The organism is Marisediminitalea aggregata, assembly GCF_900129565.1.
Lineage (GTDB): Bacteria > Pseudomonadota > Gammaproteobacteria > Enterobacterales > Alteromonadaceae > Alteromonas > Alteromonas aggregata.
Genome location: NZ_FQWD01000001.1, coordinates 676005 through 688227, shown reverse-complemented (window position 1 = coordinate 688227; position 12223 = coordinate 676005). Strand labels below are relative to the sequence as shown.

Annotated in this window: 12 protein-coding genes; 1 reads left to right on the top strand and 11 read right to left on the bottom strand. The window is 48.5% G+C overall.

Going from position 1 to position 12223, the window contains the following annotated elements:
- Window positions 1–332: 332 nt before the first annotated feature.
- Window positions 333–662, top strand: a complete 330-nt coding sequence (locus BUB81_RS02865; protein ID WP_073317878.1) for a DUF3718 domain-containing protein — start codon at window positions 333–335, stop codon at window positions 660–662.
- A gap of 368 nt (window positions 663–1030) precedes the next feature.
- Here BUB81_RS02865 and BUB81_RS02860 read toward each other — a convergent pair whose 3' ends face one another.
- The 11 genes from BUB81_RS02860 to BUB81_RS02810 all read right to left on the bottom strand — a co-directional run bounded on the left by BUB81_RS02860 (window position 1031) and on the right by BUB81_RS02810 (window position 12222).
- Window positions 1031–1285 (bottom strand): hypothetical protein, encoded by a 255-nt coding sequence (locus BUB81_RS02860; protein ID WP_073317874.1) that lies wholly within the window; start codon window positions 1283–1285, stop codon window positions 1031–1033.
- A gap of 15 nt (window positions 1286–1300) precedes the next feature.
- The gene (locus BUB81_RS02855) at window positions 1301–2194 is read right to left on the bottom strand and encodes a hypothetical protein (protein ID WP_084526158.1); all 894 of its coding nucleotides are present in this window, start codon (window positions 2192–2194) and stop codon (window positions 1301–1303) included.
- Between the two features lie 393 nt (window positions 2195–2587).
- Window positions 2588–3928 carry an acetyl-CoA carboxylase biotin carboxylase subunit gene (gene accC, locus BUB81_RS02850; RefSeq protein WP_073317867.1) on the bottom strand — a complete coding sequence of 447 codons (1341 nt, stop codon included), beginning with the start codon at window positions 3926–3928 and terminating at the stop codon, window positions 2588–2590.
- Window positions 3929–3941: 13 nt separating this feature from the next.
- Window positions 3942–4400 (bottom strand): acetyl-CoA carboxylase biotin carboxyl carrier protein, encoded by a 459-nt coding sequence (gene accB, locus BUB81_RS02845; protein WP_073317864.1) that lies wholly within the window; start codon window positions 4398–4400, stop codon window positions 3942–3944.
- Between the two features lie 11 nt (window positions 4401–4411).
- Window positions 4412–4852 (bottom strand): type II 3-dehydroquinate dehydratase, encoded by a 441-nt coding sequence (gene aroQ / locus BUB81_RS02840; RefSeq protein WP_073317861.1) that lies wholly within the window; start codon window positions 4850–4852, stop codon window positions 4412–4414.
- A gap of 234 nt (window positions 4853–5086) precedes the next feature.
- A complete protein-coding gene (locus BUB81_RS02835; RefSeq protein ID WP_073317858.1) occupies window positions 5087–6133 on the bottom strand; it encodes a protein-glutamate methylesterase/protein-glutamine glutaminase in 1047 nt (348 codons plus the stop codon).
- A 5-nt stretch (window positions 6134–6138) separates the two neighbouring features.
- Window positions 6139–6747, bottom strand: coding sequence for a chemoreceptor glutamine deamidase CheD (gene cheD / locus BUB81_RS02830; RefSeq protein ID WP_073317855.1), 609 nt, complete (start codon window positions 6745–6747; stop codon window positions 6139–6141).
- Between the two features lie 10 nt (window positions 6748–6757).
- Entirely contained in the window at window positions 6758–7561 is an 804-nt protein-coding gene (locus tag BUB81_RS02825; RefSeq protein ID WP_073317852.1) for a CheR family methyltransferase, read from the bottom strand.
- Between the two features lie 22 nt (window positions 7562–7583).
- Entirely contained in the window at window positions 7584–9755 is a 2172-nt protein-coding gene (locus BUB81_RS22455; RefSeq protein ID WP_073317849.1) for a methyl-accepting chemotaxis protein, read from the bottom strand.
- Window positions 9752–10270: a chemotaxis protein CheW gene (locus BUB81_RS02815; protein ID WP_073317846.1), complete on the bottom strand. Its 519-nt coding sequence runs from the start codon at window positions 10268–10270 to the stop codon at window positions 9752–9754. Before BUB81_RS02815 ends, BUB81_RS22455 begins: the two co-directional genes overlap by 4 nt.
- Before the next feature lie 5 nt (window positions 10271–10275).
- On the bottom strand, window positions 10276–12222 hold the full coding sequence (locus BUB81_RS02810; RefSeq protein WP_073317842.1) for a chemotaxis protein CheA: 1947 nt from the start codon (window positions 12220–12222) through the stop codon (window positions 10276–10278).
- Window position 12223: the final 1 nt, after the last annotated feature.

Genomic DNA, 12223 nt, shown 5'->3' with positions numbered 1-12223 from the left:
TTTTGATCTATTTGTACTCCCTGACCATACTAAGTATGCACTGTTGAAAGTGTGTACGCGTTCTTGCTGTTTGGCCCACATCTTTGTGGGCCTTTTTTTTGGGTGTTCCGCCCTAGACATTCCTCTTTAACTTTCTTCACTTGTCCCTCGTGAAATGCCAATGCTAAATTTTGGTCAAATTAGCCATTTTTTGGTTTTGATCTGTTTTTGTTCAACGCCGTCTTCTTTGTATTTTTGTTTAAATAGTTGATAACTAACATTAATAAAAGTTGGCACTGTGGTTGCTCTGGCTAAAGGGACTCCCCCGTTAAATGGATATAAAGGAAAAAACGATGAAAGCTATTGCAAAAGTATTAATGATTGTTGGTGTTAGTGTTGCTGGTATGGGCTTCGCACAGGCTGAAACCAAATTGGTTGCTGCTGATGACGCGGTAACCAGTGAAATATGTGTTGTGGCAGCATCAGGAAAGAAATTGAAGTTACACAAAACCATTAAAGATTTTGGCCTGACGCGTAACTATGTAGCTCGTAACGTGGAATGTAACGGTATGCCGATTGTTGAGTTTGTAGAACAATACGGTGACAACGTCACTAGCATTAATCGCTACATCACGAGTGGTGAGTACACTGGTCAGTTGATTACGCAAGTCACTGCGAAGTAATTCTGAATGACTCTGCACAAGGTCCCGCATTTGAGCAGTATGTGGGACCATTGTCATAGATACGTCTCTATTTATTCGCCGTTGTGTCTTCGAAAACCTGTATGGCCACTTCAGGCTCTCTGATAAAAAAGACCCCTTTCTGCGGAATGTAGTCGAAAGCGGGTACATCGGAGTCACTGGACGCTTTTGTTAAGTAGACTGTCCAATACTCCACATGTGGCGCGTTGTTATCCTTAAAGAACCCTACCCCGATATATTATTATTCCCGATAAAAATCCAATTCACCAAGTAAGTGTTGGCGATGTGCCGTGGACTGTTTGAACGCTTTCCTTACAGAGCTGGGAGTTGAATAGCCTCCGGCAACGGCTTCAACCTAAATTGTGCCGTACCATACCGTAGTCCGCCATGATCCTAGCCTTGTCTTCAGCTGCTTGTGCCAGTAGAGGATGACATTGAATTTGTGCACGCTGTTGGGCTTCATCTTCAATTATAAGCGATGCCAGCGCCCAGGCGGCTTCACTGAAACCACAAGTGTTGTTAGGCGTTTCATTGGCCTGAGCCTGCTGGTAAAAGCTCATTAGCAAACACAACAATATTCCTTTACCTGCATCACTCAACACCATACGAAAACGTCCTTATTAAAACTTCCTTTTGAGCCCAACAAGCAAGCGTTTGGTGCTATCCACTACATCAATCCGAGAAAACCAGTCCAAATCGGCTAAACCGATATCGCCACTTATGGCCAGTGAACCACCGTGTCCGGTGCCTAAATAATCTTCAGTAAGTTCTGCCCGGAAACCAAACTCTTCACTAACGTAGGCATAGTAAGCATAGATATCCAGGTTGTAGCCGTTAATTGCGAGTTCCGTTTCTGTGCCAACGACCACTTTATTTTGTGCATCATCCAGCCTGCGTACGTATTCGAAATTCCAGGTTTGTGTGTCGCTTGAGGAATACCGCCACTCTGCACGAGCGTAATTGCCAGCAGTGATGCGTTCAATGCCAAATTCAACGGCATGTTGCTTGGTGAGTGAAGCTGAATATTCCAGTTCGAAATAGTCTGAGCTGTCCCTTAGAGACAGAGCACGATTCGGGTCGGTGTCATTGAGGCTGCCAGCCACGAACTCCAGCTGATGGCCTGGCCTAACACTGGTTACGTAGCGAAGTCCCTGGATCCAACCGTCTTTCGATAATCCGGTTGCTGATACGCGTCCTTTGTAAGTGGGTATAACGCCAAGCTCTACTTTTCCCTGCTGCAAAGTACGGCGTAAATACAGTCGGCGAACTGCGAATTCCTGTGAGTCTGACTCACCAAAGGTATTGTGACTGGAAGCAAAGTCATCGCCAGTAACAATAAAACTATTCAGGCTCCACTTATCACTAAACGTGATTTGGGGGTAATACCTCACTCGGTACTGTACTCTATCGTCGCGGTTCGACCGATTGTCATACCGCACCTGAACATCAATTCGGTGATCGTAAACCGGATTCGACTGCAATGGCCAACTGGTCAGTACAATACAAATATACAAACATTTTTGTGCGGTTTGCCTGAAAGTCGCTGTGTTCAAACTGGGTGTACACATAAGGGCTGAATGACATGAGTGTACGTAAAAACAAAGGGCTGCGCAAAAGTTACAGCAAGAAAAAAGCCGGCAATGTGCCGGCCAAACAAGTGGAGAAGTACCTTTGGATAAAGGTATTCAGTCGCGTCCGAGCATGGGTCACATAATGCAATTAGCGCCTGAATGAGAGATTAGACTTAAGTTTAATCTCTTGGTTCAAATATAGTGAGAAAAAAATCGAAGTGATAATTAATATTATTAATCAGCCTGATTGGAAAAATAGAATAAAAGCCGTTTGTGTTATCTACAGACATAAAAAAAGGGCCTGAACAGGCCCTTAAATCTTTGACGCAGAGAGTGCTAGCTTAAACCCAGCTTCTTCTCGAGGTAGTGGATATTTGTTCCACCCGCGTAGAAGTTCTCATCTGCCATAATACGCTGCTGAAGTGGCACGTTGGTTTTGATGCCATCTACGACCAGTTCGTCCAGTGCGTGACGCATACGCGCAATCGCCTCATCACGGCTTTCGCCATAAGTGATCAGCTTGCCAATCATGGAGTCGTAATACGGCGGCACAGTATAGCCAGCGTAAATATGCGAATCCCAACGTACACCCAGTCCACCCGGCGAGTGGAACATATTGATCTTACCCGGGCTTGGAATGAAGTTGTTTGGATCTTCTGCGTTAATACGACATTCAATGGCGTGGCCGCGGATTTGGATTTGTGACTGGTCAATCGACAAAGGCTGGCCAGCGGCAATACGCAGTTGCTCTTTTACCAAATCCACACCGGTGATCATTTCTGAAACCGGGTGTTCAACCTGAATACGGGTGTTCATTTCAATGAAATAGAATTCGCCGTTTTCATACAGGAACTCAAAGGTTCCCGCGCCGCGATAGCCAATTTCAATACAGGCTTTGCGGCAGCGATCACCGATCTTGTTACGCATTTGCTCAGAGATACCTGGTGCAGGTGCTTCTTCTACCACTTTCTGGTGACGACGTTGCATAGAGCAGTCGCGCTCACCCAAGTGAATAGCGTTACCCTGACCATCGGCCAGAACCTGAATCTCTACGTGGCGTGGGTTTTCGAGGAATTTTTCCATGTAAACCACGTCGTTGCCAAACGCTGCGCCCGCTTCTGCTTTAGTGGTTTCAATAGACTTAACTAATTCCGCTTCGCTGCGAACTACGCGCATACCACGACCACCACCGCCACCGGCAGCTTTTACAATGATCGGATAGCCAATGCGTTTAGCAATCGCTTTATTGCGTTCTTCATCCGCAGTCAGCGGGCCATCTGAACCGGGTACACAAGGTACGCCGGCTTTCTTCATGGCGTTGATTGCCGATACCTTGTCACCCATCAGGTTAATGGTATCCGCTTTGGGTCCAATGAAGATAAACCCGCTTTTTTCTACCGCGTCTGCGAATTCGGCATTCTCTGCCAGGAACCCGTAACCCGGGTGAATCGCAATGGCGTTGGTGACTTCTGCGGCTGCGATGATGCGAGGTATGTTCAGGTAACTTTCTGTTGCCGAAGCACCACCAATACAGATTGACTCGTCAGCCAGCAGTACGTGTTTAAGGTTTCTGTCTGCCGTGGAGTGCACGGCAACCGTCTTGATCCCGAGCTCTTTACACGCTCGTAGGATCCGTAGCGCAATTTCGCCACGGTTAGCTATGAGTACTTTATCCATGCCTGACTACCGCTTATTCGATAATGAAAAGTGGCTGATCAAATTCTACCGCTTCCTGGTTTTCTACCAGAATGGCTTTAACAACACCGGCTTTGTCAGACTCAATTTGGTTCATCATCTTCATGGCTTCAACGATACACAGGGTATCGCCAACGTTAACGCTCTGACCTACTTGTACGAATTCTTTCGCAGTAGGTGAGGATGCGCGGTAGAAAGTACCTACCATAGGCGATTTTACCGTGTGGCCAGCTGGTGCAGCAGGCTCAGCTTCCGCCGCCGGAGCAGGTGCAGCCGCGGCTGGAGCAACAGGCGCTGCTGGTGCCGCAACAGGTGCACTGTAATGAATAGGCGCAGCAGCTTGTGAGCTACCACGGTGGATGCGTACAGACTCTTCACCTTCGGTGATTTCCAGTTCGGCAATACCTGATTCTTCGACCAGCTCGATCAGTTTTTTAATCTTTCTAATATCCATAATCTGTCTCTTTAGTTTTGTTTGTTCAGCATATCGACTGCCGCGTCCACAGCGAAATAATAGCCTTTGGCACCAAAGCCTACTATTACGCCCGCAGCGATATCGGAGAAATATGAATGGTGTCGGAAAGCCTCTCTGGCATGCACGTTCGACAAGTGCACTTCAATGAAAGGAATGTTGACGCCCAGCAGTGCATCACGCAAAGCGACACTGGTATGGGTGTAAGCTGCAGGATTAATAATGATGGCATCCACATCGCCCATTGCGCTGTGAATACGCTCAATCAGTTCGCCTTCTGCGTTTGATTGAAAGTGTAACAGCTCAACGTTTTTTGATTTGGCATACCCGGTAAGTGACGACACAATCTCTGACAGCGTCGTGTAACCGTAAGTTTCTGGTTCCCGCTTACCTAACAAATTCAGGTTCGGGCCATTTATTAATAGTATTTTCATTAAACTTGCAGCAATCTTGCGTCTATTTTCGGTGTACTTGCTAGTTATACAGAAAAAGCAAAAAAATTAACACCTAAAACGCGTTCAAATCCGACTTTTACTAAGTTAGTCAGCAATTATAGAGAATAATCATTATTTAGCAGCAAAATACTGGTCTAATCAGGGGAAATCGGCGCAAACTTGCCTTCACAAATAGGGCGAAGCACAGGGTTTGCGTCGTGGTTTACTCGATTTTTAGTAGCGGTTGCCTTTTGCTTTTGCCCGAATCGCGTCAGTTAACGCGTTGGCAATGTCGGGGATAGGTAAGGATTGGTCCACCCCGCCGCGCTTCACGGCCTCTTTTGGCATACCGTATACAACGCAACTTTGCTCATCCTGGGCAAAGGTTTTGGCGCCTTGTTCGTGCATTGCCTGCATGCCTTCTGCCCCGTCTCTGCCCATGCCGGTTAGTATGACGCCAAATGCATTCTGACCGACGGCTTTGGCCAGACTGTGAAATAACACATCAACAGATGGCTTATGCCCGCTTACGCGTTCGCCGTCACTCAGTTGTGTGCGGTAGTCTGCACCGTACTTAATAACACTCAAGTGTTGGTCACCAGGTGCAAGGTAAGCATGGCCGGGTAGCAGACGTTCGTTATGCTGCGCTTCTTTTACGGTTAACGCGCACATGCCGTTTAGGCGTTTAGCAAAGCTGCTGGTAAACCCGGGTGGCATGTGTTGTGTCATTACTATGGCTGGGTAGGACGCGGGCAGACGGATCAAAAGATCTTTAATGGCTTCGGTTCCGCCTGTACTAGCTCCAACACCCACAATGAGCTCTGTACCTGTGTAGCTCAGTTGAGTCTGACTCACCGCTTCATTGGCCGTGCGTTTGGTTACCTTGGCACTGGCCGCAGCAATAATTTTGCTGGTCACCGTTTCCTGAAATGCCATGAACTTTGCCTGTACATCAATTTTAGGCTTGGGAATAAAATCGATAGCCCCTAACTCTAACGCCAACATGGTGGCGTCGGCGCCTTTTTCTGTCAGCGTTGAAATCATCACAACCGGAGTGGGTTTGGCCTTCATAAGGCGGTCCAGGAACGTGAGCCCGTCTACTTTGGGCATTTCGATATCCAGCGTAATGACATCTGGATTAAATTTCTTCACCATCTCTTTCGCTACGTAGGCGTCGGGCGCGGTGCCAACCAGCCGTAGTTGAGGATGAGACGAAATAATTTGCGTCATCAGTGAACGGATCAGGGCGGAGTCATCTACAACTAAAACGGATATACTCATAGTACTTACTCAAAAAAATCGACATCACCCGCAACGGGACTGTCCTTGATACGCATGCGGTACTCACTCTCACGATCAAGTATAGTGTTGTTATGCATAATTTTGATTTTTCTTACTCTTACTTCGCCGGTATCGGGGAAGAAGTACACTTTTCTGGGGTAAGGACCGAGTAAATCCCTGGCCAGAATTGGGATCTTTTCAATTTGCAAATAATCCAACACAAACTCGCTATTGCGCTCGCCTACATTATTGATGGTAATGCCCTGTAACACATTGCCACCACCAAACACTTTCGCTTCTAAACGGCTCTTCGATGCTCCCAGCTTTAAGAGTTCGTTAATCAACAGCTCCATGGCGAAAGAACCATAACGGGCCGACGCATTCAAATTGCCGGCGGGGGCCATGTCTTCACTGGGTAACAAAAAGTGATTCATGCCACCGATGTTGGTTACCGGGTCACGCAAACACACGGAAACACAGGAACCCAGCACGGTTACAATCATCGTAGGCTCACGGGTTGCGAAGTATTCACCCGGCAGTATTTTGACCGCGTCACGGTCAAAATGGCGATCAAAATACCGATTGGGAATGGGCAATACAGGCAGTGTTGACAAAGTGAGCCCCTTACACGACCTGATAGATGGTTTTACCCATCGGACGCATCAGATGTGCCAGGTGTGAAAAATTTTCGGAGTGCCCTGCTATATACCAGCCGTTTGGCTTGAGTAGTGCCAGCATGCGTTTCAGAATCACTTCCTGTGTGGGTTTGTCGAAGTAAATCATGACATTGCGGCAGAAAATGATATCGACACCTGCCTTTACTTTGTAGTGATTATGCAACAGGTTTTGCTGAAAAAACCGGACAGCATGTCGCAGTTCAGGGATCACTCTGGCCTGTCCTGCGTTTGCTGCTTTACCTTTGTGGAAAAATTGTTTGCGTCTTGCCAGGCTCAGCTTCTCTACCTGCGCCAGAGGGTAGACACCCGCAGTGGCTTTATCCAGCATTTTACTGTCGATATCAGAAGCCAGAATGGTGATATTGTGTTTCAGCGAACCACGTGCCTCAGCACAGGTCATGGCAATGGAATAGGGCTCCTCACCACTGCTGGAGGCGGCGCACCAAATAGTTAACGATTCCGGGTGCGTCTCGAGAAACGACGCCAGCGCGTCGAAGTGATGGGCTTCTCTGAAAAATGAGGTCAGATTAGTGGTAAGGGCGTTTATAAAGTGCTCGGTTTCCGCCTTATTGGTATCCAGAAATGCCAGGTATTGCTGGAACGACTGGTGTCCAAGGGCACGCAGCCGCCGGGATAGGCGGCTGTACACCATGCTGTCTTTGCTATCGGCCAGATTAATGCCCGTCAACTGACGTATTTTCTGGCGAACAGCCTCGAACTCTTTATTACTGTACGCGAAAGGCCTGTCCATGCGTTTCTCCCGCAGTCAGTGCTTAAAAGCTCTCCCACTCGTCATCGTCTGGGTGCGATGCCTGCAGTGACTTCTTAGGGGCGGCGGCCAGTGCTTTAGCCGAGACCTTTGGCTTTGCAGGCGGTGTTGCCGGGGCCATGGGTGGCGCAGGCGCTATCTCCTGAACATGACCCAATTCAAAGAAGTTAACCCGTGAAATCAATTGCGACGCCTGCGAGCTCATACTTTCGGCGGCTGCTGCGGCTTCCTCTACCAACGCGGCATTCTGCTGGGTCATTTCATCCATTTGCGTTACTGCTTTGTTGATCTCGTCAATACCACTGGCCTGCTCTGCTGACGCGGATGCGATTTCAGACATGATGTCATTTACCCGCTGAATAGCAGTTACAATTTCCTGCATGGTTTTGCCTGACTCGTTCACCAGCTCGTTACCGCTTTCTACCTTAGTTACAGAGTCTGATATCAAATCTTTAATGTCTTTGGCGGCGTTTGCTGAGCGCTGGGCGAGGGTTCTTACCTCAGACGCTACAACTGCAAATCCGCGGCCCTGCTCCCCTGCTCTGGCAGCCTCTACGGCGGCGTTAAGTGCCAGAATATTGGTTTGGAACGCAATGCCGTCGATAACGCCAATGATGTCTTCAATTTTCTTGGCAGACTGATTAATGTCGGCCATGGTACCAACGACCTGCTCAATCAACTTACCGCCGTCAATAGCCACTCTGGACGCTTCTGATGCCAGTCCATTTGCCTGTTTGGCATTGTCGGCATTCAACTGAACAGTACTGGTGAGCTCTTCCATACTCGACGCAGTTTCTTCCAGACTCGAGGCCTGTTGTTCAGTGCGGGTTGAAAGGTCTGTATTACCTTTGGCAATTTCAGCTGACGCATTGTTGATCGTTTCTGAGCCAGAGCGGATCTCGTGAATGATGTTTGTCAGGTTTGACACGAACTCATTCACTGACTCTGCCAATTGTTTAAATTCGCCCTCGTATTCACGCTCTAGTTTGGAGGTGAGGTTACCCTTCGACAGCGATAACATGATTTCGCAAATATCATTCACCGCCATCTTACGCCCGGTGATATCCGTGGCGTATTTAACCACTTTGAATACTCTGCCATTGTGGTCGAAGATGGGGTTGTACGTGGCTTGAATCCACACTTCCTTACCGCCGTTGCCGATTCGGTGGAATTCACCAGACTGAAACTGTCCTTCGGCCAGTTGTTCCCAGAACAAACGGTATTCACTGCTGGAACGTTGGGCCGGATCCACAAACATACTGTGATGCTTGCCCTGAATTTCCTTCAGGGTGTAACCCACGGTATTCAGAAAGTTGTCGTTGGCCTGCAGGATTTTTCCAGAAGGTTCGAATTCAATAACGGCCTGAGACTGGTTGATCGCATCGATTTGACCAGAGAAATAGGCGTTTTTCATTTTTTCTGCGGTAATGTCGACGGCGTATTTTACTACCCGGGTGACTTTGCCGTTACTCGCTGTAACCGGGTTGTAGGATGCCTGAATCCACACCTCGTTACCCGCTTTGTCGTAACGCAGGTATTCGCCGCTTTCAAATTCACCTTTGGCCAGTTTAGCCCAGAAGTCTTTGTATTCGGGAGACTGTGCGTAGTCGGGGGCGACAAACATTCTGTGGTGTTTACCCGCGATTTCGCTTAAATCGTAGCCCATGAGGGTCAGGAAGTTGTCGTTAGCACTGACAATTTCGCCGGTGGGGCGAAATTCTATAACGCCCTGGCTGCGGTCGAGCGCTGCCAGTTTATTCGACGACAGATTAAACTCGGTTTTATCTACCCATTCTACGATGGCGCCGTCGGCATTGCCTTGTGCGTCCAGCAGGGGAGTGAGCTTTAAGTCAAAGTTAACATCGCCCACCACGATCGATGACTCCATCGGGGCGGTAAGTTCGGCAAGAATTCTGCGCTGGTGGCCAGGGTTCTTGTGGAACTGGTCAATGTTCTGGCCCACCAGGTTGTCTGCCGAAAAGTGGGGCAGCACGGTGCGGATCTCTTCTTCGTAATGTTTCAGCAGATTGTAAACCGCAGGGTTGGCGTAAATAATGTTCCGGTTTTTATCGGCGACCATTACACCTGAGGTAATAGCATCCAGGGCGATTTCATAAAACGCCGGTGCTTTGGGTTCCGGGGTGCTGCTGCCCCCAAATAGTTCACGTAAGTTCATACAGAGCCCTCGTTCTGCTGATTCATGCTGTCGAATATGCCGATTTCCTCACTGGTAATCAGGCGCTCGATGTTGACCAGAATAACTAAACCATCATCCACACTGGCCAAGCCGTCCAAATAACGGCTGTCAAAGGCAACCCCAAACTCAGGTGGCGGATGTACTTCCTCTTCTGTGACATTGATAACGTCAGAAACGCTATCGACTACTATGCCAACAATGCGATCCTGTACATTGAGCATGATGACAATAGTAAATTCATTGTAGGTCGCTTCGCTGACCTTAAACTTGACGCGCAAGTCGACGATGGGAACGATGTCGCCGCGCAAATTAATCACGCCTTTAATAAAGTCTGGCGCATTGGCTATTTTGGTAACGGGCTCGTAGCCGCGAATTTCTTTCACCTGGATAATGGCGAGTCCGTACTGCTCTTCGCCGAGCATGAAGGTCAGGTATTCCTTGCTTTCACCGACGGAGGCGGCGAGTAATTTTTCCTGTGATGAGACTGATTCCATCCGGATTACCCCACTTGGCTCAATTGTTCAGTTTTTGCGAGATTATCGACATCGATAATCATAGCGACCTTGCCATCACCCATAATGGTGGCGCCCGATATTCCGTCGACTTTGCGGTAGTGACGCTCAAGGCTTTTGATGACGACCTGTTGTTTGCCTAGCAGTTGGTCAACGATAATGCCGTAACGTTTCTTACCTACTTCCACCAACACAATAATCGACTCGGAGAGCGGTTTGGGCTTACCGGGGATACACATCTGCTGGTGCAGGGATACGAGCGGCCAGTAGGCATCCCGGCTCCACAAGACATTGTCGTTTGCCAGCGTTTTGATTTGTTCGGTGGTAGGTTGCAAAGACTCAATGATGTTGAGTAGCGGAATAATGTAGGTTTCATCGGCAACCGACACACACAGACCGTCGATAATGGCCAGCGTTAAGGGCAGTTTTATCGTGAAGGTCGAACCTTGTCCGGCCGTTGAGCTTATTTCGATTGACCCCTGGATTGCTTCGATATTCTTGCGAACCACGTCCATTCCTACCCCGCGACCGGATACGTCGGTGACAGCATCAGCGGTAGAGAAGCCCGGTGCGAAAATAAGTTGCCAAACTGCTTCGTCAGGCATGGATTCATCGACGTCTAAGCCATTACTGATGGCTTTTTCCAGGATCTTGTCGCGGTTCAGGCCACCGCCGTCATCCTGAATACTGATCACAATGCTGCCGCCGCGTTGTTCTGCTTTGAGGATCACGGTGCCGACTTCAGGTTTTCCTGCCGCCAGGCGTTTTTCTAACGGCTCAATGCCGTGATCGAGGCTGTTTCTGACCAGGTGCGTAAGCGGATCGGCGAGCTTCTCAATCATGCTCTTGTCGACTTCTGTTTCGCCGCCTTCAATAACAAGGTCAATTTTCTTATTCAGTGTTTTCGCCAGGTCGCGCACCAAACGGGGGAAGCGGTTGAACACAAAGGATACGTGAATCATACGCATCGACATGGTGGCTTCCTGGATTTCCCGAATATTTCTGGATAACTCTTCCAGCGTAGCGTTGAGCTTTTCACCTGAGTTGCCGTCTACTTCCTGGCCTATCATCGACAAAATAGACTGGGTGATAACCATTTCACCAACTAAATTTACGACGTTGTCTATTTTCACCGTGTCGACCCGAATAGAACCGGTGTCTTTTGCTGCGCTTTGTTTGGCAGCGGGTTTAACTGGTTTCTTGGTTACCGGTTTCGCTTTTGCGGGTGGGGCTTTGGGTTCGTCGGTAAAAAAGCCAAATGCCTCGTCATCCGGGATGGCTTGCGCAGTTGTTGGTTCAGTAAAAAAGCCAAAACCATCATCGTCAGTCGACGCCTCTTTTGACTCAACAGTAGCGGTATTTGTTACTTCCTCGCTGCCTGGCGCATCGTCGAAGAAGCCAAAGCTGTCGTCGTCACTGCTTTCTGTGGTTTCTGCGCTATTGGCGCTTGCAGCAGATACCTGCTCTGACGGTTCGTCATCGAAAAATCCGAACCCATCCTCTTCTTCTGTAGTGGCTGCCGGCGTGTCATCAGAACCGCCAGTATCTTCATTTAATATGGCTTCTAAATTGGCTTTACCCTCTTCGATTTGCTGCCAGTCTATGTCGCTTTCGTCCTGGTAACACTGGATAATGACACCCAGCGTATCGGTAGTAGCGAGTAACACATCAACAATGTCTGTCGTCAGGTCCAGTTCGTTGTTTCGCGCTTTATCCAGAATCGTTTCCATGACATGAGTGAGCCCGGTCAGAGCGTCAAACCCGAAAATGCCACTACCACCTTTAATAGAATGCGCGGCACGGAAAATACTGTTTAAATCTTCTGGATCAGGAGCGTCAGTAGAGATATTCAGCAATAACTCTTCCATGGTTTGAAGATGCTCAGTACTCTCTTCAAAAAACACGGTATGAAATTGATTCATATCCACTGACATG